Source organism: Ochrobactrum sp. CGA5 (assembly GCF_006345815.1).
GTDB lineage: Bacteria > Pseudomonadota > Alphaproteobacteria > Rhizobiales > Rhizobiaceae > Brucella.
Genome location: NZ_VCIG01000005.1, coordinates 560289 through 580482 on the forward strand (window position 1 = coordinate 560289; position 20194 = coordinate 580482).

Below are 20194 nucleotides of genomic sequence, written 5' to 3' on the forward strand. Positions count from 1 at the left end.
ATGAAACCTGCAAGCGGTCATCGAATGTGCGAGATGGCGTCTTAAGCGCCATCGCCGCTGGCAAGATATATCGGGCTATAGCATAGAATCGGCAGTTTCTATCTCCCCCCCGTGAGATGCGGAAATATCACGCTATAGAGAGTCGTCGGCAGGGCTGGCAGCCCGAAGCCGGCGAAACGGAGAACTACACCTGCACTATAGCCCTCCAAAATCCTGCTGGATAGCACAGAGGGCGAATGGCAACCCCGCTGGAACCCATCATTTCCAGACTATCGCGCAATATAAGCTATAGGTTTTTCCTTCCGCCAACTTATGGTAGTGTTTTGGTGGGCCTTGGGGGCTATCATGGGAAAAGCACGACCATTTTCTATTTATCTTCTGAAAGAAGATTTCGACCCGACGAATTCTCTGAGCGAAGATCACGATCTTGAAGCAGCCGAAGCAACCGACCTGCCAGAAGGTGCGGCGCTTTACATCCTCGACGCCGATCCGAAACCTCCATGGTGGAGAGGTTATTTCGGCGTCACAGAACCTCTCATCCAGCAATTCAAAGGCGCACTCGTCTTCCTTCCAGTCGGTGGCCGCTGGTTTGCTCTATCTTTCGGGCAGGTTTTCCATCATCTGAGTGACGCCGCCTATGAATACGATTTTGGCCTGAGGGTAACGCTGAATAGCGTCGATCCAAACGAATTGAAGAGTGCTGACATGGTCGCACCTGGGGTGGCGCGCCGAAAAAGAACACAGGTGCCGGTTTCGACCGAACTGACCTATCTCGATTTCGATGGAAATAGCGAAATCATCAAGAGTCTCACCGGTAGGGTGAAGGAGGAATATAAGGAGCTGTTCAAGAACGCGACTGGCTCGGTATCGCTCAAAGTAAGTCTCAACCTCGAACCCGGCGAACTACCGGGTATATGCGAGACTTTGCTCACCCTCTATAGTTCAGAAAATTATAAGACCGCATTTCCTAACATACAGAATATATCACCGGTCAACGACCCAATCAAAATCACCGAACTTGATTATTTGCTGTTAGCTTCCCTGAGGGCGAAGGACGGTAAAGCCACGCTGACGATCCCTGACATCATCGATTATCGGGATAATACGTGTTGCGTCTTCCAAGGCAACGGACAGACCAGCGATGTCTTCCCGGATATTTCGCTGGAGGAATTCTACCAATTCCTCGGACAAGACTATGATCTTGCCGGAATGACGTTTGAGAGCTTCAAAAATTTCCGAATGATTTTGACGGATGTCGATGGGGCAGCCGGCCGCAGCTATAGCGTCTATCGATCTCTGATTTACGATGGAGAGCCCGAGGGAGAGGGACTCGTCTACCATTTATGTGAAGGAAAATGGTATCGCGTCGAAAAAAGCTACATTGATCGGTCGAAGCCTCACGCCGGACGCCGGAGCCGACTGATCCCGCCGCCCGCGTCAATCAGGCAAACGCCGCCGCCCGCATCCAACCCGTCCGTGACGGCTTCATCAATTCCATGCAGGTCTATCCCTTCACTCAAGGCGCGCTCTATCAGGTCTACACCGCCGTCGGTCAGATCACCGATATCGCGCTGCAGCCCGGCGAAACCCTCGTTGGCTCCGGCCCGGTCGCCGCCGGCGATACCGTCCGCTGGATCATCGGCGACACCGAAAGCGGCACAGGCGCGACCAAGCAGATCCATATCCTGGTGAAGCCCACGCGCACGGAGCTGATGACCAATCTCGTCATCAATACCAGCCTGCGCACCTATCATATGGAGTTGCGCTCGACCGAGAAGACCTACATGGCTTCGGTCTCCTGGCAGTATCCGCAGGACCAACTCATCGCGCTGCGTCGCCAGAATACGGAGGCGCAGGCCGTACAGCCCGTCGCCAGTGGCGTCGATCTGTCCCGCGTCAATTTCCGATACCAGGTGACGGGCGATCGCGCGCCGTGGCGGCCGCTACGCGCCTTCGACGACGGCAAACAGGTCTTCATCGAATTCCCGCGCGGCATCGGTCAGGGCGAGATGCCGCCGCTCTTCGTCGTCGGCCCCGAAGGCGACACGTCCGAGCTGGTTAACTACCGGGTGCGCGGCAACTACATGGTCATCGACCGGCTGTTCGCCGCCGCCGAGCTACGCTTCGGCGCAGCCAAGAACCAGAAGCGCGTGCGCATCTCCCGGACTGACGGGAGGCCTGCGTCGTGAACGAGATCGATCCCGATAAGGAGGAAGGCCGCAAGTCCGGGCTGGAACCCCAGCCGGAGTCCGACGATGATGCCCGGCCGTTGATCGGAGAACCGGCCGCGCCGATGCGGCTGCGTCCGGAGCCGCCGCGCGTCACCCGGCTCTCGCGCAAAGTGCTGGCTGGTCTCGGTCTGGTCGCCAGTGTTGGTATCGGTGGCGCGCTGATCTATGCGCTTCAGGTGCAGCATGACGGCCGGTCGAACGAGGAGCTGTATTCGACCGACAACCGGCCGACACCCGATGGCCTAAACACGCTTCCGAAGGACTATACCGGCCCGGTCCTCGGCCCACCGCTGCCAGGCGATCTCGGCCGCCCGATCCTCGATGCGCAGAACCGCGGCCAGCCTGTGACGTCGTCACGGATCGGCACCCCCGCCGCGCAGCCCGGCCTCAGCGCCGAGGAACAGCGCCGATTGCAGGAGTTGGAGGCCGCTAGGACCGCGCGCCTCTTCACTTCGACCGAGACGCGCAACATGGCCTCGCCCGCCACCACGACAACAACCACAACGACGCCCTTGCCGGATCTGACCAGTCTCGGCCTCGCGCCGCAGCCAGCGACGCCCTCGGCGCAGGATCGGCAGCTCGCCTTCCTCAACCAGACGCCCGACAAACGCACCGTGTCGACCGATCGCGTCGCCGCTCCGGCATCGGCAAACACCCTTCAGGCCGGCGCGGTGATTTCCGCCGCGCTCATCACCGGCATTCGTTCCGACCTGCCCGGCCAGATCACGGCGCAGGTGACGGAGAACATCTATGACAGCCCGACCGGGCGCATCCTGCTCATCCCTCAGGGCACGCGCGTCATCGGTCAGTATGACAATGGCATCGGTTTCGGCCAGCGCCGCATCCTGCTCGTCTGGAACCGGCTGATTTTCCCGAACGGCCGTTCGATCGTGCTGGAACGCCAGCCAGGCGCAGACACGCAAGGCTATGCCGGCTTGGAGGATGGTGTCGATTATCACTGGGGCGAACTGTTCAAGGCTGCCGCGCTCTCGACGCTGCTCAGCATCGGTTCGCAGGCCAGTTCGTCGAACGAGGAAAGCGAGATCGTCCGTGCCCTGCGCCAGGGCGCTGGCGACAGCATCAACCAGACCGGACAGCAGATAGTCAGCCGCCAGCTCAACATCGCGCCGACATTGACGATCCGTCCGGGCTTCCCCGTCCGCGTGATCGTCACGCACGATCTCGTACTTGAACCCTATAGAGGCTGACCATGACGAAGTTGAAACTTGGTCCGATCGCTGATGACAAGCCGGTCAAAGTCACGGTGGAACTGCCTGCGAGTCTCCATCGCGACCTCGCCGCCTATGCCGAAATTCTCGGCAGGGAGGGAGGGCATACGCCCGCCGATCCCGTCCGCTTGATCGTGCCCATGCTGGAACGGTTCATTGCGACAGACCGAGGTTTTGCGAAGGCCAAGCGCCAACGTTCGTCTGCCTAGAGATTCTTGATTTCGATAGATGCTTGGCCAAGCTCAACAACCTGCGAAAAGCTGGATTGTCGTTCCGAGGAGACCATACCGCACAAAATGGCAGACGTTCTCCTTCGATAGGGCGGTAGGCAACACCAGGAAAACAGGCAGCTGTCGTGGATTCGCTTGTAACCGTGAGTCCGCGGCCGAATGCCACCAAGGGTAAAAGATTATCTCGCCCTACACATTGGGGCTCGATTTGCGGATGATGTCCCAGTTCGGCCAATCGCATCACGAGAAAATCGTGAATTTCCTGACCTGGCGGCGCGTCACTGACAATAAACGTTGAATCAGCCAGATCAGTCCATTTTACTTCGGTTTTGGCAGTCAAGTGATGATGCTCGGGCAAAGCGACAAACACCTTCTCCGACCACAACTCTGCGGAGTCGTAATCCGGACGTTTGGAAGTTCCAGTTAAAAAGGCTACGTCAATTTCAAGGCGGCGGATAGCTGATAGGTGATCCGCGGGGCTGCCATCAATGAAGTCCATCCGAACCTGAATGTGATTGGTTCCATATGCTTGGAACAAGTCTGCAAGAAATCCCGATGCCAGCGAAGAAAATATGCCGATCCTTACCGATCCCAGGTCGCCTCGCGCGATGACTTGGATATCTCTAGTTCCCTCCGTCAAGGTTCTGAGAGCCTTACGGGCAGCAGGAAGAAAGCGTTCACCAGCTACGGTAAGAGCTACGCCGGAGCTGTGGCGGTGAAAGAGCGAAGCGCCGATTTGATCCTCGAGATTACGAATTCGTCTACTGACGGAAGACTCCTGCACCGATAAGGATAGCGCCGCTTTGCGGAAGCTCCCTTCCTCCGTTGCGGCAACAAAGTATCGTAGGTGACGTAGCGCGATGGCATTCGGCATCTGTGTCAAGGAGGGGGAAAGGGGTACTTCACACACAACTCGCTCCTTTCAGGCCCTGCGTCTACACACAATACAACCACCTATTTGGGGTTAGCGTGCGACGGCGAATCCCGGCGGTCCATCATGCAAATGAGCGTTTGCTGACCAATTGCCACAAGCGTTCGGCCATCCGCAGAGTCGGCAAATACTTCCAATTGACAGATTGTGAGCGTCTTTCCGGCCTTGATCACTTTCCCTAGTGCTTCGAGTTTATCGCCTAGAGCCGGGTTCAGCAGATTGATCTTGAATTCCACGGTGAGAACCGAGCTGAACTCTGGGAAAAGCGTAAAAGCGGCATAGCCGCCGGCAGAATCCGCGATCGCGGAAGTTCCTCCTGCATGGAAATAACCGTGCTGCTGCGAAAGCTCAGGCCGGAAAGGCATCTGGACAGATACCAATCCCTGGCGAATTTCGGACAGTGTCGCGCCCAAATGGCTCATCAGCCCCTGGCGACGAAAGCTGTCACGAACCCGCTGCTCAACGCTCGCGTCTACCGCACTGCCAATAGCCGTTTTCATGACACCTCCGGAGCAATGACCCTGGATGCCAAAACTACCGGGAGGTGGCGACATACTGGAGTGAAATGCCCTGACAGGATGCTGAGAAAAACTCAGGTTCTTTCCGCCCACCATCGTCTTTGAAAGCTCTACTGGAGAGGGAAACTTGCGAGAATTTCGACTGGCGGGAACTGCACAAGCTCGATCGCCGTAATATGACCGTCGTGATGGTCGAAATTGCGCATCGCCGCTTCCAAAGCCTTCTCCGGCTTTCCTTTGAGCGTTGCGACCGTGACATGAGGTACCCAACTACCAGCCAAATGATGTTCGTGTATTTGCGGCCCTCGAACGGCTTCCACAATATTCTCATGAAGCGCAAGGAGCGATTGAGTTACGACAGGTGCCAGAAAAACATAGGATGGGGTCCCTGAAAATATTCCAAAGTGACTCATTTTTATTTTGAGCCGGCCTATATTTTGGCAAGCTGCGGCGAGTTGCTGAGTCATGGGATCAACGCGTTCACCGTCCTCTATCACTGCCAAGGTTATGTGTGGTGGATAGTCCAGCTGCTTTTCTGCGTTCGGAGCCCGAACGAGGAGATCGTACCTTAACCGGTCTATTGTCTTGGAAAGGTGATCGTCCAATCGTGCAGCTATCGCCAATGGCATGGGTCCATCTGGTCCTTGAAAGCGCTGGAAATTCATTGTGTTCCCGACATCGTGCATTTGGTTGGCCGGCAAGCGAGAGAGAAAGGCTCATCTTTGCATGATGAATTCTCAGCAGCGTCTCTCTCCATTCAATGACAGGTATGTATGGCCATTTTTCAGTATCGAGATGGCCTGCAAACGGATCTCTGGATGGAAACCGCAACACTTACCGGCCTTGCACTTTATGCTTTCGTGATGACGATCACGCCGGGGCCGAACAACCTGATGCTCACCACATCAGGCCTTGTCTTTGGCATGGCACGAACATGGCCACATATTCTCGGAATTCCTTTTGGTGTTGCCGTTCAATTGATGTCGGTCGGAGCTGGCCTTGGGGCTGTCTTTGCGCTTGAGCCCCGTATCCAGATTTTTTTGAAAATTATCGGCACGGCTTACCTGCTCTGGCTTGCTTACAAACTCTGGCGTGCCGCCGAGATGCCCGATGCCTCTTTGGCAAAGCCGGTTTCTTTTTTCCAGGCTGCCGCATTCCAGTTCGTAAACCCTAAGGCCTGGCTGATTGCGGTAACCGTCATCGCGGCCTTTATTTCTCCAGATAACGGCTATCTGATCCAGCTTGTCTTTGCCTCAGCGATTTTCACCGTTGTCGGCATTCCATGCTTGGCTGTCTGGGCGGCCTTCGGGGCTGGACTGCGACAAGTGCTTCACGATCCATCGAAACTTCTTCTCATAAATCGCAGCATGTCCGCGCTCGCGGCACTGACAGCAGGATTGTTTTGGCTATGAATTTTCTTTCACGCAAAGAGCTTGAAAATCACGCAACGACATGGATCGAAGCATGGAACCGCCACGACGTCGATGCGGTGATCGCGCCATTTTCCAAGTCGGTGGTGTTCGTTAGCCCGAGGGCGGCGATCGTGACCGGGGACGCAACGGTGCGAGGCCGAGATGCACTTTATGACTACTGGACGAAAGCCGTCGCCGCCGTTCCCGACCTGAAATTTAGACTTGAATCCATCGCCTGTGACGAGAACGCACAAACCGTTCTGGTCCACTACGTGTCGCATGCCGGTGGAAAGACACTCCGAGCATGCGAACTCATGCGGTTCGAGAATGGACTGCAAGTTTATGGCGAGGCGTTTTATGGCGCGGATGTTTCGGAGTTGTCGCAATGAGACCCGTCGAACCTTCAAGCGAGAATTTCTATCGTTGGGGAAACGGGTGTTCGGGCTGGCGCCTGCTCGACCTCGAGCACCTTCAGGTAAGGCAGGAAACAATGCCGCCGGCGACGGCTGAAGAGCCCCATGTACATCGTGAGGCGCATCAATTCTTTTATGTGCTGGATGGGCAAATGACGATCCTCACCCCCATCGGCGTCACGCTCATTGGTCCGAGTCAAGGCGTCCATGTACCGGCCGGGCAGCCGCACTGGGTCAGAAACGACGACGTTTCCGATCTTATATTCCTGCTCTCATCCAGCCCGAGCACATCCGGTGACCGCTACCCCTCCGACCCAATGGATTGGGGAGCTTGAACTTGGATCGACGGCCATCATCACGCAAAATTGCCGCCGGTGGTCAGGCCGCGCGATCAGGGACGCCGTAAAACGGTCAGCAGCCCCATTTCGATCTGACCTTCGCTGTATTCGTGCACAACCTCGCCTTGTTCAAGAAGCTCGAAGCCTGAGCACTCGGCCGTCGCCTCGATATAGGCGGAGCCGTGGGAAAAACAGCCTGCGCTGGCAAGCTCCGGGTTGATGCAGGGGCCGAAACCGAGAGGGTCCAGTTTGTCATTGGGATAGACCGTGAAGGCAAACAGCCCTCCGGGATCCAGTATATCGGCGACGCTTGGGAAGATTGCGGCCAGATCTCCGAAATGAATCAGGACGGCCGCAGCCGCGACCGCATCGAACCGAAGCGCGGTGGCGGAGAGAAACGACGCCAGATCGTCGCGGACAAGCGTGTCGTAAAGCGATTTTTGTCTTGCGACTGACAGCATCGCCTCGGACAGATCAATGCCCGCCAGATGCGCGGCCCGATCTCGCAGCAGGCCACCGACCAGTCCGGTTCCGCATCCTATGTCGAGGATCCGGTTGCCGTGTCGGGGCAACAGCCGGGCGAGCGCGTCGCCGACATGGCGATGCGCCAGATAACCGTCCGCCCGATCCCAATCGCGCGCCCTGAATGAATAGAGTTGGTCGAGCTGCGCCGCGGAAGCCCTTGAGGGGACCGGCCCCCTGTTCATCTGCGCCAAACGCATGCGGGCGCCATCGACGTCGTCCGGATTTCCGCCCAGATATCTCTCCAGATGGGCGGTGGCCTCTTCATGATCGCCGGCATCGGCCAGCAGATCTCCGAGCAGGAAGCGGGCGCCGGCATGGCCGGGCGCGTGTGACAGGCACCGGCGCAGGGGCTCGATTGCCGAGCCTCTGTTGCCCGTATCGGTCAATGCGACAGCCAGGTTGTAGAGAGCGTCCGGATAGGTCGGGCGACAGGCGACGGCGTTCTCGAACGCGGCGATCGCTTCCGGCAATCTGCCGTGCTTCCGCAACGCAATGCCGAGATTATTCCGGGCCGTCGCGTCGTCGGGTTGAAATTTGGTCACGGCTGTCAGCGTTTCGATTGCCGCCGCAAGCTTGCCTTGCGCCATTTCGATCAGGCCGAGAAGGTGCATCGCGTCGACTGGCGGCGGGTTTTGCGCGCAGATGTTGCGGCAGATGCTTTCGGCCTCGTGGAGACGCCTAGCGCCATACGCCTCCAGCGCAAGGCTCAGATCAAAGGTGGCGGTGGCATGGGTCAGGGGGGTGGTTCTCGCCATTGGCAGCCCTCAGTGTGCCAGCTCGATCTCATAGGTCGCCATCGGCCTCAGCGTCGCCACGCGGTCATAAAGGTGCCGAGCAGCCGCGTTATCCTCGACCGTTTCCCAGTAGAGACGCCGCCAGCCCTCCTGTCCGCCCAGAACCTTCAGATGCCCGATGAGCCTCGTTGCGATGCCCCGGCCCCTGTGCAGGGGAGAAACCCAAAGGTCTTCGAGATAACAGACGAGACGGAGCGAGAAGGTGTGGGGATGGAGAATTGTGTGCGCCAACCCGACTGGTTCCCCGGCCTGAAACGCGAGCCAGGCATTCATCGGTGAGGAAGGATCGAGTACGCGCTGCCACAGCCCGGCGATGACCGCCTCGTCCATGTCCGCGGCGCCGAAATGCGCGCAGTTTTCTGCCCAGAGTTTTTCCCAGCCGCTTCTGTCTATGTGGCTCGCAGCCTTGATCGTTATCGTCATCTCATTGCCCCGGGCGTTGCTTCATCGAGCAGATGGCCGGGCGCGTCGCACGGGATTTCCCCTTCGCGCAGCCAATCAAGCGCGAGCGGCCAGAGGCTGTCCCTGAACCGGTCATGGAAGAAGGCGAAATGTCCGATGGAGGATACGCCAATGTCGGCCGGGGCAATGCGCCAATGGTGCCGGTGGCTGGACGTGAAATAGGCGAGCAGCCGGTTGAGGGCCGCTGGCGTGCCGTGCGGATCGTCTTCAAGGCCAATCGCGAGTATGGGCGCCGTCACCTTGGCAAAGCGTCTTTGCAGGATTACAAATTCCCGCTCCCCACCGACGAAAAGATCCTGCCGCACGGTGTGCTCGAACCGGGCCTTCATCCGGCTCCAGTCCCGGACCACGCCCGCTGGCGTGTCCTCCATCCAGCCAAGCCGTTTGGCCGGAAAATAGCCGAACATCCTTGTCAGCAGCGGCATGACGATGTGCCACTTAATATACATGCGCCGGCGTTCGGCCTTGCCGTAATCCCGCCAATAGGCGAATTGGGATCCGACGGTAAGAATACGTCCGATCCGCCGGTTCGACGGCGCAAGCCCGATGGCAAAGCCGCCGATCGAATGCCCGACGACATGGATTTCCCGCCCCGGAAAACTGCGTTCAGCGTATGCGAGCGCTGCCTCCAGATCGTGCGCACCCCAATCCACCCAGTCGGCACGGAATCCGCGCAAGGATTTCGGTTGGGATTCGCCGATCCCCCGGTAATCGAAGGTGAGCACGTCGAACCCGTTGAGAAACAAGTAGTCGGCGAAGCGCGAGTAGTAGCGGCACTTTACAGACGTCGCGGCGCTGATGATCACGATCGGACGCACGGCCGCAACACCGCTGTGTCGCCATAGAAACCCGCCGAGAAGCCGGCCATCATCCGTTTCCAGGCGCACAGGCAAGGCCTGGCCTGCCACCTCCCGGACGCCAGCGATTTCTGTCTCATGTCCGGGGTTGATCACGCTCGCGCCCCTCGATTGTTGCTTTCAGGTATCTGTTTTTTCTTCGCCAGAATGGAGATTGTCGAATGAGCATCCCTCCATATGGCGTGAGAAGCACTCATTTGTTTTCGTTCTCTATTGCAGGCTCATTTGGCGAAAAGCTTGAAATCAGTCAGGGAAAGTCGATGCATCCAATCGTTCGCCTTCGAGAACTGCCGCTTCAGACACAATCGCATGGTGGGGCCTATGAAGCGCACATGGCTGCCGTCGCGGCGCCGTTTGGCGCTAAGCGACTTGGCGCTCGCTACATTGAAATACCCCCGGGCAAGAAGGCTTGGCCTTTTCATTGCCACCACGCAAATGACGAGCTCTTTGTCATTCTGGCGGGGGCCGGCGTGCTGCGATATGGCGAGGAAGAACATGACGTAAGCGCTGGTGATGTCGTCGTTTGCCCCGCCGGTGGTGTCGAAACAGCTCATCAACTGCGGGCAGCAGGTTCCGATCCGCTGCGCTATCTGGCGATCAGCACAATGAATGAGCCAGACGTTCTGGAATATCCCGATAGTGGCAAGGTGGCGGTTTTCGCGGGATCCGCGCCGGGTGGTGAAAAAGCAGCCCGAAGCCTGGAACTAACCGTGAAGAAAAATGCTGCTGTCGGATATTGGGAGGGGGAGGAATGAAGCGGAGTCAGAACAAGAGAAGTGCACTTTTCGCCATACCTACGAGTTGGATGCAGACACTTCTCATTGCGGCCGCTTTGTTGCCGACATCAGCGCTCGCAATGGAAATGACGAGTTCGTCCTTCGAGAATGGAGGAATAATACCTCTGCGCCATGCGCTTAACAGTTTGGGTTGCGAAGGGCAGAATATTTCTCCTGCTTTGCAATGGCGTGACGCTCCTCCAGAAACGAAGAGCTTCGCTGTCACAATGTTCGATCCGGACGCGCCTACAGAAAGCGGTTGGTGGCACTGGATTCTCGTAAACATCCCCGCGGATGTCACCAGCTTGCCGGAGCGATCCCAACCCAGAGAAGCGCTCTCGACAAACACCGACTTTGGCATCTCCGGGTATCGTGGCCCATGCCCACCAGTTGGTGCCCAGCCGCATCGTTACGTGGTTACGGTGTATGCGCTTGATGTCAGCACACTGCCATTGGCGGTTACCTCTTCTGGCGCAATGGCCAGTTACATGATCAATAGCCACGTGCTCGCGAAAGCAAGCATTGCCGGTTATTTTGGACGCTGAGACAATAACCGTTTGAAAAAGGCTGAAGACAGACCGGTGGCGGACTCGCAAGGCGCAACGGCAGGACGTCTGGTCATTCGCCAGCTTTCCAGCCAAGACACGGCGCATCTGGCGCCGCTCCTTAACGCTTATCGCGCAGAGATGTACCCCGCCTCAGAGACAGAGAACCTCCGTCAGGACGCTGCCACCGCCTTGCTGTCGAGCCAGACGGCCGAGGTGATAGGCGGTTTCCTGGACGGCAAACTGTCGGCATTCGCCGTTTTCTTCGATCTGCCGGAAGCAATTTCAAACGGACGCGCCGGACAGCTCGACGACCTCTACGTGGCTGCTGGCGCTCGCGGCCAGCGTCTGGCGCAAGAAATGGTCCAGGCGGTAGCATTGATCGGCAGAGCGCGCGGTTGGGTTCATCTGAGATGGCTTGTGCCAGAGGACAATGCAGCTGCGCTTCGGACCTATGAGCGCTTTGCCAAAGCAGCATCCTGGAAAAGCTACGTGTTGTGGTTGGGCGATGGCGGCTCTTGGTGAGGCAGAGCATCCTCAATCTCCTAGTCACCAGGTTTGCGAGCATCCACCTCATCGGGGCCGTTCGTTTTCACCCCTGCTGAAGGGTCATGATCTTCGCGACAGATAGAACGCCATGGCGGCCGAACTTGCGCCGAAAACACATGTGCCGGTCCAACCCCAGGCGGCATACGCAGCGCCTCCAACGCCGGCGCCGACCGCCCCCCCAGCGAGCATGGTCGCCATGAACACCGTGTTAAGCCGGCTGCGGGCGGTCGGGTCGAGTGCATAGACACGCGTCTGGTTCGCAACCTGCGAGGACTGTACGGCAAGGTCCATAACTAGGATACCGGTTACCAAGCTGATGAGGGAACCTTGCCAAAGCCCGAAGACGATGAAAGCGAGCGTGACGAGGCCAGCGCCAACTGACACGACGACGGCGGGTCCGCGTCGATCCGTAAAGCCCCCGGCAACTGGCGCGGCAAGCGCTCCGCAGACTCCGACAAGCGCCAGAAGGCCAACCGCCGTGCCACCAAGCTGATAAGGCGGTTCGGATAGTAACAGCGCGAGATTCGACCAGAAGCCGATAAAGGCTGCGAAAATCAGGAATTGCACTGCGACTGCTTGTCGGAGAACACCATGCGTTCGGAGAAGCGTCCATAAGGAACCAAGCAGCCGCAGATAGCTCAAGTCAGTTGTTGGCGGCACACGAGGCAGCCAGAGCGCAAGTGCCACCCCAATTACCGTCATCATTGCCGCCGAGAACCAGAATACGAAAGGCCAACCCCAAAGGTCCGAGATTGTGCCACTCACCGTGCGGGCAAGCAGGATGCCGATCAATATGCCGCCCGTCACTTTGCCAAGAATGCGTCCACGCTCGGAAGGTGGGGCAAGATGCACAGCGAGTGGAACAATCTGCTGCGTGACGGTGGTGAATAATCCGACAGCGAGACTGGCGACCGCCAGCCACACAAAACTTGGAGACAAGGCCGCACCAATCAACGCCATCACCAACACAACGAAAGTACGGAGAATGAGAGATTTGCGCTCCAGCCGGTCTCCGAGTGGGGCGAGAAGCAACACGCCGAAGGCATTACCTGCCTGGGTGAGAACCGGCACGATGGCAGCAGTGCCCGCGGCCAGCCCAAAATCTGCCGTCAGATGACCGAGGAATGCCTGATTATAGTAACTGTTGGCGACGGTCGCACCCGCGCTGACCGCGAGAAGGCGGACCAGTGCAGCGGACAAATGTTCAGATAGGGAGCTATTCGGTTTCATAGCAGCCGCTGGCCCGGATGTACTCGATCAGGGTGCGTTCCAGATTTCTGCCCCCAAGTGTAGCAATGTTCGGCATGACAATACGCCGGGTGGTTTTATGTCTGTCTTTACAGAAGGAAGTGATTGGCTGGCGGTTTGGATCAGACCGGAACTCAGCCTTCCGATAGTCCACATTGACGAGGAGAGGTCCTGACCACAGCAGCGTTGGTGTTGAGATATCGACGTCTTTCCAAGGTAAGGGCTTGTCGCCAAAATACCGCCCGACGATGAGGCCGTTGGCCTTAAAAACATACATCGGGCCACGGCTCCGGCGGCACCAGAACACCCCAAGCAGGAGCACCAGCGTCACTGCTATAAAAAAAGCTGTGGGGATGGCTCCCGTTGCAAACTGTGAAAGTGAATTGGCTTTGAAAGAGGCGATGGACATGCTGATCGCACCCAACAGAAACGGCAGCGTAAAGAAAAGAAGCAGCGCCGCCCGCCAATAGGACAAGTAGATCGGAAAATCAGGAAGATGCGTGGCGTTGGCGGGTTCCTCCGGTGCCATTATCGTGTCTCTCGCTCCGCTGGTCGGCATGTCTTTGCGGCCTCTGCCAGCATCCAGGTCCTGACATTCCTGATGCGGCGGTCGCGCTCAAGGGCCGGCGGATAGCAGAGGTAATAGCCTGCGTTTGCCGGCACTTGGTGCGGCATGATCGGGCCGAGCCTTTCGGCGGCTATGTCGCATGCGGCAATTTCGATGCCCGCAAAGGTAATTCCTGCGCCGTCGATCGCGGCCTTGAGGCCAAGGCCCGAAGAGTCGACGATTGTGACTGCCGCAGGTCGGGTCGGCCCGCCCGGGAGCGTTTCGTTCCAACGCTGGAAGTCCTCGCGCCGATGCTGGGACAGAAACAGGTTGGTTTGCGAGATGGCTTGGCGAATATCGATTTCGTCATTCGTTTGCCAGTCATCCGGACGGCCAAGCAACGTCACATTTTCGTCGAACAAGCGCTCGGAGAGAACACCAGCCCATTGCCCAGAACCATGGCGCACAGCAGCATCTGCAACGCCGGCGCCAAGATCGACGGCGGTTTGGGTCGTCGAGATCAAAAGTTCGAAGCCGGACCGCGCAAATGGATAGGACGCCATCCGTGGCGACAGCCAATGAACCGCGAATGTCGGCAGCATGGACAGGCGCAGGGGACCAAGCTTGCGCTCCTGCTTCACTGTGGCAACGGCCTGAATGATCCGCGTGAAGCCGACGGTGAGATCCGGAGACAACAGGCGTCCGGTCTCCGTCAGTTCAAGGCGCGGTCCGACGCGGCGCATCAGTTCCACCCCGAGCAGATCCTCGAGGATCCGGAGTTGATGACTGACGGCGGAGGGCGTCACGCCGATTTCCTCGGCCGCATCCTTGATCGACATGTGGCGTGCGGCGGCCTCGAAAGCGCGCAGGGCATTCAGCGGCACGGACAATCGCATCGTTTCGGTCATGGCGCGCTCGCTCTCGTATTTTCCGTCCTCGCCGGATGCCGCCGTTCTCCTCCTGCACTTGGCATCGAACAACGAAATCTCAGCTTTCTCTGAGGATTGCTCACTCGCCAGGCACGGATGTTGGGTGACAATGGGGTGTCTTTCAAAGGGGCCAAATTGCTATGAGTGACGTGCTTGCTTTCGATGATCGCGATGGCCTGATCTGGCTCGATGGAGCACTCGTTCCCTGGAACGAAGCCCGGCTCCATGTCATGACCCATTCGCTGCATGCCGGCGGGGCCGTGTTCGAAGGAATTCGGGCCTATGACGGAGGTATATTCCTGTCCAACGCGCATTTCTCCCGCTTCCAGCGTTCTGCCGAGATCGTCGGGTACACGCTTCCCTATTCTAGCCTTGAGCTCGTCAAAGCATGTGAAGCCGTTCTCTGGGCAAACGAATTGAAGGATGCCTATATCCGTCCCATTGCCTGGCGCGGCAGCGAGAGCGTTACGGTGGCCGCCCGCCACGCCACTATCCACGTTGCGATTGCCGCCTGGGATTGGCCGACGCCGGCCGCCGAGGGAAGGAGCACGACGGGTATTCGCCTTCAGCTCTCCTCCTGGAGGCGTCCGCGTGCCGATACGGCGCCGACGGCCTCCAAATGTTCCGGCCTCTACATGATCGGCACGCTCGCGCGGCATACCGCAAATGACGAGGGTTTCGACGATGCCCTGCTGCTCGACGTCGACGGAGATGTTGCCGAAACGACCGCGACAAACATCATATTGGTCGAGGGTCGCAAGCTCGTGTCCCCGGTGGCAGACTGTTTTCTCGACAGTATCACCAAACGCCATGTCTTCGCTCTCGCGCAGAAGGCTGGTCTGGAACTCGAAGAGCGAAAAGTCTCGCTGAAGCAGTTGTGCGCGGCCGATGAAGTCTTCGTTGTCGGCACTTCGATCGAGATCCAGCCCGTCGTCGAACTCAAGGGGCCAGCGATTGGAGCCCAGTGGAGCGTTGGCCCGCTTACCCAAAGCCTCATCGACAACTTTCAGAACTCGGTTCGCCAAAAATGTCCCGCATAGGCGGACACCCTTGCCCAAAGGGCCGGGTTTCGATGCTTTCTCCATGTCGTTCTTCTCGGAGCAAAAGATTTTTCGTGATTGCCAATAGTATTTGATGTTACACTTTTCGTAAAATGCAAAAGCGTAACATGACACTATCGGGCTGCTCACATGCGTCTACAATCACCCTGGCAACCTCGCCTTACTGGTGACATGGACTCTCCATGCGATCGGCTCGTCGCCGCCGTGTCGGAGGACATCGCAGCCGGGCGATTGGAGGTTGGAGACAGGCTTCCGGCCCACCGCGATCTTGCCTGGCGTCTCGGCATCGGCCTTGGCACGGTGACGAAGGCCTACGGAATCCTGGAGCGGCGCGGTCTGCTGCGCTCGGTCAAGGGACGGGGCACGTTCGTGGCCGTTACCGAAGCCCGCAGAGGTGACGTCATCGATCTTTCGCGCAACGCGCCGCCCACCGTCATCAGCGAGAGGCTTCTGTCCCGATCTCTCAACGCGATCGCCAAGCGTATCGACGCGGATGTTTTCAATACCTATCCGCCCGTAACAGGGCATCAGAGGTTCCGCCAAGAAATGGCGCGCTGGTTTCGCCGTCTCGGTCTGGACGCCGATCCTTCCTGCCTGCTTCTGACCAATGGTGCGCAGCACGCGCTGTCCGTCAGCCTCTCCACGCTCTGCGGTCCCGGCGGTACGCTCTATGTGGAGGAACAGACCTATCCCGGCTTGATCAACGTTGCGCGTCATCTTGGCGTGAAGCTCGCACCAGTCGCTATGGATGAGGAAGGCATGCTGCCGGATCAGCTTGAACGGGAGCTCGCGACAAGTCGCGGCAACGCGGCAGTCTATCTCACGCCGACGATGCAGAACCCGACCACGAGTTCGATGAGCAAAGCGAGAAGGAGCGCGATCGCGCAAATCTGCCGTAAGTCAGGCATCTTCGTGATCGAGGACGACGTTTATGCCCTTGCGCCCGACCCGGACTATCCGCCGATCGCGAGCCTTGCGCCTGAGCATGTCTTTTATATCAACAGCCTTTCGAAAACCCTCAACCCGGCCTTGCGGATCGGCGGTCTCGTGGCTCCGCGGGCGTGGCTGGAACGCGCGGAAGCAGCGATGCATGCCAGCGGGCTGATGGTCAGCCCGCTGAGTTGCTCGGTCATGGAACAATGGCTTCTCGATGGAACGGCCGATGCCATCAGCACGGCTATACAGGAAGAAGCCATTCGCCGCCGCGCGATGGCAATGGACTTGTTGGGGCACGCTGTACGCCAGCCTGTCCATGTCGGTTATCATCTGTGGGTTCCGCTAGGCCATTCCGATGCCGAGGCACTCGATACTGCGGCGAAGGCGCTGGGCATTCTGGTTACGCCGCCATCTTCAACCTCCGCGAATGGCAATAGCTCCGGAATCCGTCTTTGTATCGGCGCGCCAGCCTCTGAGGATCTTGAGCAGGCGCTTCCCGCGATCAGGCGCATAGTCGATCGCTTCAGGATCGAGACCGGCGCAGGGACGGCCAGAAATACCAGATCACTGCCGCCACTACGATAAGACCACCTGTGATCGCCGATTTCCCCGGATCTTCGGCGAAGGCCAACCAAACCCAAAGCGGACCGAGAACCACATCCAGAAGTGCGATCAAAGCCGACTCCGACGAAGCGACATGGCGTCCGCCCGCAAGAAATAACAGGAATGCGAGCGCGGTCGTGAGAAAAGCCAGCATGAATATTAATCCGAGCGCACCGCCCCCCGGAAGCTGGCCGGATGAGAATGGGAATGCCGCAATCGCACACAACGCTGCCCCGGCGGCATTCACGTGAATGATATTCAGGGCTCGATTACGACGTGTGACGATGAGAAGCGCCCCGAAGCTCAACGTCATTGCGAAGGCCAGCAAATTACCCTTGATATCGCTCGCGCCCAGTGACGTACCGGCAACGAGCACGATCCCGATCATAGATACCGTGCTCGCCATCAACAGGCGTCGCGAGGCCGCTTCACGACCGACCGCGAAAGCCAATGCGGCTGTCACGAAGGGAAGTGTCGCGTAGATGATCAAAACGTTTGCGACCGTCGTCATCGTGAGGGCGGCGACATAGCAGAACATTGCGGTGGCGGAGAAGCAGGCGGCCAGGCAGAAGCGCCAGTCGAAACGCACCGCTTCCGCCGGCCTTGCGATGGCGATGGCAACAAGGCAAAGGCAGGCGAAGAGAGAACGCCACAGGATCAGATCCCAAAGCCCAAGATCAATTGCGCGTACGAACAGGCCAGCAAGGCTCCAGAGCACGGTTCCTGCGCCAACCAGTATCAGACCGTAGACGCGCCGTTCCCCACTCTGTTCCTCTGACCGCCGCATCTCAGAAATAGAACCAGGTCAGGCCAAACCCGACGGCAATGACGATGCCGTGCAGGATGGTCGGATTGATCCAGCGAGCGAAGCGCGCACCGAGATAGCCGCGCGCAATTGCGCCTGTGAGAATCGCGAATGCGGGCCCCCAGGCTATGATCCCTGTGGCAATGAAAACTGCGACCGCGAGACTTGAGACGATTGTTGCCAGTGCATTTTTTACCGCGTTGGCCTCGTTCACATCGCTAAGCCCGATCAACGTCAGAACGGCCATGAGCAGGATACCGAGGCCCGCACCGAAATATCCGCCATAGATTGCGACGAGCAGATCCGTCGCAAAGATGACTGGCCTCGGCAGCATTCCGGGGCTGTCCCTTCTTAGCCAGGAGCGTAGCCTGGGACCGAGTGCAAACAGGATCGTCGCGACAAGCAAAAGCCATGGTATAAGCTGGCGGAATATTGCATTCCCAGTGATCGAAAGAAGTGACGCGCCGATAAGGGAACCGAGAACGAAAGCAGGCGCACTGGATTTCAGTCGCCCTGCATTCCGGCGCAATTCCTCCCGATAACCGAACAGGCTGGTCGCATGTCCAGGCCAGATCGAAATCGCACTTGTGGCATTGGCGACAACCGGAGGAACGCCAGCCGCAAGGAGCGCCGGAAAAGTGAAGAAAGTGCCACCCCCGGCGACTGCATTGCAGACTCCGCCAACAAGACCGGCGGCGGCCAAAAGGGCCGTGGTATTCATATCCATACCTGATCAACCCCGCTCTTCGAAAGCCAGCCGGACACCGAAGGCGATCAGGACCGAGCCAGTCACTCCATCGACGCCACGCTTGAATAGCGAACTATGGAAAACGCGCGTGAATGGCCGCGTCGCCGCCGTGATGGCCGCGAACCAGATGAGCCCCATGAGCGCATGAATGGCCGCCAGGGCCATGCTGAACATGACAACCGGGACATCCTGTGGAATGAACTGCGGCAGGAAGCTGACGTAAAACACGCCGACTTTCGGATTGAGAAGATTGGTCATCAGACCGCGCCAGAACCAGTTGGCATTTTTATGGGCCGATTGGCCTGCCGGCACGCTGTGAAGCACCCCTCCCTCCTCGACGCTTCTGCGGATTGCGCTCCGGATCATCCGCGCGCCCAGCCAGATGATGTAGCCAGCGCCGAGATATTGAAGAAGCCGGTAGCCGACTTCCGATACGGTGAGAACGGCTCCGAGACCCGCGGAAGCCAACAGTCCCCATGCCAGAACACCGGTTACGACCCCGGCGCCAGCCTGCATGGCCTGCTTGCCGCCCTCAACAGTGGCAGTGCGCAAGACCATGGCCGTGTCCAGCCCAGGCGTAATTGTCAAAAGAGCGGCGGCGATCGAAAACGCGGCAACGGCGGAAAAGGCATCCATGTCAGGACCTCAGGCCAGCGCAGAATGCACCGAAGAGCATCCGCCCCTGGTCCCAGATACCGAGGCCGCTTGCGCCATTGATATGGCCGCACGGGCCAATCTCGATGCAACCGGCACCCCATTCCTCAGCGCGTGCCTTCACATAGTCCGGGGTGGCATAGGGATCGTTGGCGCTTGCGACGATGAGGGCCGGGAACGGCAGACGATGACGTGGCGGACTTGCGAAGCTGACCGCTGCTGCCGGGAATGCAGCGGAAGCAGGATCAGGGACTGCGACCAGAAAAGCACCCATAACCCGGCCAGCGACCATCTCTGCCGCGTGCGCGACGAGCAGGCAGGCCAGACTGTGCGCGACGAGAAGAGGCGGCGATGGTGAATTGTCGATTTGCCGTTCCAGCGCCTCTTGCCAGTCTGCAAGATGGGGCTTCTCCCAGTCGGAAGGATGGAACCGGGTAAAGCGAGGATCTGACGCCTCCCAATGCGTTTGCCAGTGGGTTTCACCGGAACCGCCGATACCTGGCAATGTGATGAATGAGGTCATTCCGTCGCCCTTCTATTGTCGGGAAAGATCCATCGAAGGCTCGTAACTGCGGTCAGGAACATCCTTCGTGATCGCCTGCCCGCAAATCACGGCCTGACGCACGCCGTCGTAGGTCAGGACCGGGCTCCCGTGCAGGCTCCAGCCCAGGTTGAGGGCCTCAGTAATGCGGTGGCAGAAGGCAGCGTCATCGACGCCGGTCAGCAGACGATAAGCTCTCATCGTGCGGGTTCCCAATTTCCTGCTCGAAATCATAAGCGTCTTCGGGAAGCGCTAAACTGAAGTCATCTCAGCCGATCCGCAGTATTTCTCATTTCGCCATTTCTTGGACCG

24 protein-coding genes and 2 pseudogenes are annotated in these 20194 nt (G+C 58.5%); 12 read left to right on the forward strand and 14 right to left on the reverse strand.

The genetic code is table 11. The features are described 5' to 3' along the window. Positions 1 to 345 precede the first annotated feature (345 nt). The 4 genes and pseudogenes from FJQ48_RS07265 to FJQ48_RS07280 all read left to right on the forward strand — a co-directional run. Positions 346 to 1332: pseudogene (locus tag FJQ48_RS07265) on the forward strand (DUF6119 family protein); the annotation flags it as partial. Between the two features lie 59 nt (positions 1333 to 1391). Then, positions 1392 to 2189, forward strand: a pseudogene (gene trbG / locus FJQ48_RS07270) (P-type conjugative transfer protein TrbG); the annotation flags it as partial. 5 nt (positions 2190 to 2194) lie between these two features. Beyond that, on the forward strand, positions 2195 to 3439 hold the full coding sequence (locus FJQ48_RS07275; RefSeq protein ID WP_247870329.1) for a TrbI/VirB10 family protein: 1245 nt from the start codon (positions 2195 to 2197) through the stop codon (positions 3437 to 3439). Between the two features lie 2 nt (positions 3440 to 3441). Next, positions 3442 to 3669 carry a DUF2274 domain-containing protein gene (locus FJQ48_RS07280; RefSeq protein WP_139974506.1) on the forward strand — a complete coding sequence of 76 codons (228 nt, stop codon included), beginning with the start codon at positions 3442 to 3444 and terminating at the stop codon, positions 3667 to 3669. Here FJQ48_RS07280 and FJQ48_RS07285 read toward each other — a convergent pair. The 3 genes from FJQ48_RS07285 to FJQ48_RS07295 form a co-directional block, all read right to left on the reverse strand. Next, complete coding sequence (locus tag FJQ48_RS07285; RefSeq protein WP_247870308.1) at positions 3614 to 4600, reverse strand: LysR family transcriptional regulator; 987 nt, start codon at positions 4598 to 4600, stop codon at positions 3614 to 3616. The two genes, FJQ48_RS07280 and FJQ48_RS07285, sit on opposite strands and share 56 nt — an antisense overlap. Before the next feature lie 44 nt (positions 4601 to 4644). Beyond that, entirely contained in the window at positions 4645 to 5121 is a 477-nt protein-coding gene (locus FJQ48_RS07290; protein WP_139974507.1) for a PaaI family thioesterase, read from the reverse strand. A gap of 128 nt (positions 5122 to 5249) precedes the next feature. Further along, a complete protein-coding gene (locus tag FJQ48_RS07295; RefSeq protein ID WP_180350148.1) occupies positions 5250 to 5804 on the reverse strand; it encodes a 2'-5' RNA ligase family protein in 555 nt (184 codons plus the stop codon). A 108-nt stretch (positions 5805 to 5912) separates the two neighbouring features. Between FJQ48_RS07295 and FJQ48_RS07300 the strand changes: the two genes are divergently transcribed. The 3 genes from FJQ48_RS07300 to FJQ48_RS07310 are packed head-to-tail and all read left to right on the forward strand — an operon-like array spanning position 5913 to position 7299. Continuing rightward, positions 5913 to 6551, forward strand: coding sequence for a LysE family translocator (locus FJQ48_RS07300; protein WP_234187005.1), 639 nt, complete (start codon positions 5913 to 5915; stop codon positions 6549 to 6551). Continuing rightward, positions 6548 to 6940 (forward strand): nuclear transport factor 2 family protein, encoded by a 393-nt coding sequence (locus FJQ48_RS07305; protein ID WP_139974509.1) that lies wholly within the window; start codon positions 6548 to 6550, stop codon positions 6938 to 6940. The genes FJQ48_RS07300 and FJQ48_RS07305 overlap by 4 nt, the downstream gene beginning before the upstream one ends. Further along, entirely contained in the window at positions 6937 to 7299 is a 363-nt protein-coding gene (locus FJQ48_RS07310) for a cupin domain-containing protein (protein ID WP_139974510.1), read from the forward strand. Before FJQ48_RS07305 ends, FJQ48_RS07310 begins: the two co-directional genes overlap by 4 nt. A gap of 56 nt (positions 7300 to 7355) precedes the next feature. Here the strand turns inward: FJQ48_RS07310 and FJQ48_RS07315 are convergent, their stop codons facing one another. The 3 genes from FJQ48_RS07315 to FJQ48_RS07325 are packed head-to-tail and all read right to left on the reverse strand — an operon-like array spanning position 7356 to position 10036. Next, positions 7356 to 8582, reverse strand: coding sequence for a tetratricopeptide repeat protein (locus tag FJQ48_RS07315; RefSeq protein ID WP_139974511.1), 1227 nt, complete (start codon positions 8580 to 8582; stop codon positions 7356 to 7358). A gap of 9 nt (positions 8583 to 8591) precedes the next feature. Further along, on the reverse strand, positions 8592 to 9044 hold the full coding sequence (locus FJQ48_RS07320; RefSeq protein WP_139974512.1) for a GNAT family N-acetyltransferase: 453 nt from the start codon (positions 9042 to 9044) through the stop codon (positions 8592 to 8594). Next, positions 9041 to 10036, reverse strand: a complete 996-nt coding sequence (locus FJQ48_RS07325; RefSeq protein ID WP_247870309.1) for an alpha/beta fold hydrolase — start codon at positions 10034 to 10036, stop codon at positions 9041 to 9043. The genes FJQ48_RS07320 and FJQ48_RS07325 overlap by 4 nt, the downstream gene beginning before the upstream one ends. 65 nt (positions 10037 to 10101) lie before the next feature. Between FJQ48_RS07325 and FJQ48_RS07330 the strand changes: the two genes are divergently transcribed. From FJQ48_RS07330 to FJQ48_RS07340, 3 genes are read left to right on the forward strand one after another with little or no spacing between them, the layout of a single operon-like run. Further along, complete coding sequence (locus tag FJQ48_RS07330; RefSeq protein WP_247870310.1) at positions 10102 to 10695, forward strand: cupin domain-containing protein; 594 nt, start codon at positions 10102 to 10104, stop codon at positions 10693 to 10695. Further along, positions 10692 to 11261, forward strand: coding sequence for a YbhB/YbcL family Raf kinase inhibitor-like protein (locus tag FJQ48_RS07335; RefSeq protein ID WP_247870311.1), 570 nt, complete (start codon positions 10692 to 10694; stop codon positions 11259 to 11261). The genes FJQ48_RS07330 and FJQ48_RS07335 overlap by 4 nt, the downstream gene beginning before the upstream one ends. 36 nt (positions 11262 to 11297) lie before the next feature. Further along, positions 11298 to 11786 carry a GNAT family N-acetyltransferase gene (locus FJQ48_RS07340; RefSeq protein ID WP_247870312.1) on the forward strand — a complete coding sequence of 163 codons (489 nt, stop codon included), beginning with the start codon at positions 11298 to 11300 and terminating at the stop codon, positions 11784 to 11786. A gap of 84 nt (positions 11787 to 11870) precedes the next feature. Here the strand turns inward: FJQ48_RS07340 and FJQ48_RS07345 are convergent, their stop codons facing one another. Genes FJQ48_RS07345 through FJQ48_RS07355 form a run of 3 tightly spaced genes read right to left on the reverse strand, consistent with a single transcriptional unit; the run spans position 11871 to position 14513 of the window. Then, the gene (locus FJQ48_RS07345) at positions 11871 to 13040 is read right to left on the reverse strand and encodes an MFS transporter (protein ID WP_139974513.1); all 1170 of its coding nucleotides are present in this window, start codon (positions 13038 to 13040) and stop codon (positions 11871 to 11873) included. After that, the gene (locus FJQ48_RS07350) at positions 13027 to 13587 is read right to left on the reverse strand and encodes a hypothetical protein (protein ID WP_139974514.1); all 561 of its coding nucleotides are present in this window, start codon (positions 13585 to 13587) and stop codon (positions 13027 to 13029) included. Before FJQ48_RS07350 ends, FJQ48_RS07345 begins: the two co-directional genes overlap by 14 nt. Beyond that, on the reverse strand, positions 13587 to 14513 hold the full coding sequence (locus tag FJQ48_RS07355) for a LysR substrate-binding domain-containing protein (RefSeq protein WP_247870313.1): 927 nt from the start codon (positions 14511 to 14513) through the stop codon (positions 13587 to 13589). The genes FJQ48_RS07350 and FJQ48_RS07355 overlap by 1 nt, the downstream gene beginning before the upstream one ends. 161 nt (positions 14514 to 14674) lie before the next feature. Here FJQ48_RS07355 and FJQ48_RS07360 point away from each other — a divergent pair, with 161 nt between their 5' ends. Then, a complete protein-coding gene (locus tag FJQ48_RS07360; protein WP_139974515.1) occupies positions 14675 to 15574 on the forward strand; it encodes a branched-chain amino acid transaminase in 900 nt (299 codons plus the stop codon). A gap of 192 nt (positions 15575 to 15766) precedes the next feature. Then, complete coding sequence (locus tag FJQ48_RS07365) at positions 15767 to 17116, forward strand: PLP-dependent aminotransferase family protein (RefSeq protein WP_247870314.1); 1350 nt, start codon at positions 15767 to 15769, stop codon at positions 17114 to 17116. Here FJQ48_RS07365 and FJQ48_RS07370 read toward each other — a convergent pair. Genes FJQ48_RS07370 through FJQ48_RS07390 form a run of 5 tightly spaced genes read right to left on the reverse strand, consistent with a single transcriptional unit; the run spans position 17055 to position 20083 of the window. Then, positions 17055 to 17921, reverse strand: coding sequence for a DMT family transporter (locus tag FJQ48_RS07370; RefSeq protein WP_139974517.1), 867 nt, complete (start codon positions 17919 to 17921; stop codon positions 17055 to 17057). The genes FJQ48_RS07365 and FJQ48_RS07370 overlap by 62 nt on opposite strands. 1 nt (position 17922) lies before the next feature. Then, a complete protein-coding gene (locus FJQ48_RS07375; RefSeq protein WP_247870315.1) occupies positions 17923 to 18660 on the reverse strand; it encodes a sulfite exporter TauE/SafE family protein in 738 nt (245 codons plus the stop codon). 12 nt (positions 18661 to 18672) lie between these two features. Continuing rightward, positions 18673 to 19323, reverse strand: a complete 651-nt coding sequence (locus tag FJQ48_RS07380; protein WP_139974519.1) for a LysE family translocator — start codon at positions 19321 to 19323, stop codon at positions 18673 to 18675. A gap of 1 nt (position 19324) precedes the next feature. Next, positions 19325 to 19864, reverse strand: coding sequence for an alpha/beta fold hydrolase (locus FJQ48_RS07385; protein WP_139974520.1), 540 nt, complete (start codon positions 19862 to 19864; stop codon positions 19325 to 19327). A 12-nt stretch (positions 19865 to 19876) separates the two neighbouring features. Next, positions 19877 to 20083, reverse strand: coding sequence for a DUF1737 domain-containing protein (locus FJQ48_RS07390; protein ID WP_139974521.1), 207 nt, complete (start codon positions 20081 to 20083; stop codon positions 19877 to 19879). Positions 20084 to 20194: the final 111 nt, after the last annotated feature.

Bases quoted from the DNA above. Each gene is read 5' to 3' on its own strand.
- FJQ48_RS07280 (WP_139974506.1), top strand. From the start codon at position 3,442: ATGACGAAGTTGAAACTTGGTCCGATCGCTGATGACAAGCCGGTCAAA.
- FJQ48_RS07290 (WP_139974507.1), bottom strand. From the start codon at position 5,121: ATGAAAACGGCTATTGGCAGTGCGGTAGACGCGAGCGTTGAGCAGCGG.
- FJQ48_RS07295 (WP_180350148.1), bottom strand. From the start codon at position 5,804: ATGAATTTCCAGCGCTTTCAAGGACCAGATGGACCCATGCCATTGGCG.
- FJQ48_RS07300 (WP_234187005.1), top strand. From the start codon at position 5,913: ATGGCCATTTTTCAGTATCGAGATGGCCTGCAAACGGATCTCTGGATG.
- FJQ48_RS07305 (WP_139974509.1), top strand. From the start codon at position 6,548: ATGAATTTTCTTTCACGCAAAGAGCTTGAAAATCACGCAACGACATGG.
- FJQ48_RS07310 (WP_139974510.1), top strand. From the start codon at position 6,937: ATGAGACCCGTCGAACCTTCAAGCGAGAATTTCTATCGTTGGGGAAAC.
- FJQ48_RS07315 (WP_139974511.1), bottom strand. From the start codon at position 8,582: ATGGCGAGAACCACCCCCCTGACCCATGCCACCGCCACCTTTGATCTG.
- FJQ48_RS07320 (WP_139974512.1), bottom strand. From the start codon at position 9,044: ATGACGATAACGATCAAGGCTGCGAGCCACATAGACAGAAGCGGCTGG.
- FJQ48_RS07330 (WP_247870310.1), top strand. From the start codon at position 10,102: ATGAGCATCCCTCCATATGGCGTGAGAAGCACTCATTTGTTTTCGTTC.
- FJQ48_RS07335 (WP_247870311.1), top strand. From the start codon at position 10,692: ATGAAGCGGAGTCAGAACAAGAGAAGTGCACTTTTCGCCATACCTACG.
- FJQ48_RS07345 (WP_139974513.1), bottom strand. From the start codon at position 13,040: ATGAAACCGAATAGCTCCCTATCTGAACATTTGTCCGCTGCACTGGTC.
- FJQ48_RS07350 (WP_139974514.1), bottom strand. From the start codon at position 13,587: ATGGCACCGGAGGAACCCGCCAACGCCACGCATCTTCCTGATTTTCCG.
- FJQ48_RS07355 (WP_247870313.1), bottom strand. From the start codon at position 14,513: ATGACCGAAACGATGCGATTGTCCGTGCCGCTGAATGCCCTGCGCGCT.
- FJQ48_RS07360 (WP_139974515.1), top strand. From the start codon at position 14,675: ATGAGTGACGTGCTTGCTTTCGATGATCGCGATGGCCTGATCTGGCTC.
- FJQ48_RS07365 (WP_247870314.1), top strand. From the start codon at position 15,767: ATGGACTCTCCATGCGATCGGCTCGTCGCCGCCGTGTCGGAGGACATC.
- FJQ48_RS07370 (WP_139974517.1), bottom strand. From the start codon at position 17,921: ATGCGGCGGTCAGAGGAACAGAGTGGGGAACGGCGCGTCTACGGTCTG.
- FJQ48_RS07375 (WP_247870315.1), bottom strand. From the start codon at position 18,660: ATGAATACCACGGCCCTTTTGGCCGCCGCCGGTCTTGTTGGCGGAGTC.
- FJQ48_RS07380 (WP_139974519.1), bottom strand. From the start codon at position 19,323: ATGGATGCCTTTTCCGCCGTTGCCGCGTTTTCGATCGCCGCCGCTCTT.
- FJQ48_RS07385 (WP_139974520.1), bottom strand. From the start codon at position 19,864: ATGACCTCATTCATCACATTGCCAGGTATCGGCGGTTCCGGTGAAACC.
- FJQ48_RS07390 (WP_139974521.1), bottom strand. From the start codon at position 20,083: ATGAGAGCTTATCGTCTGCTGACCGGCGTCGATGACGCTGCCTTCTGC.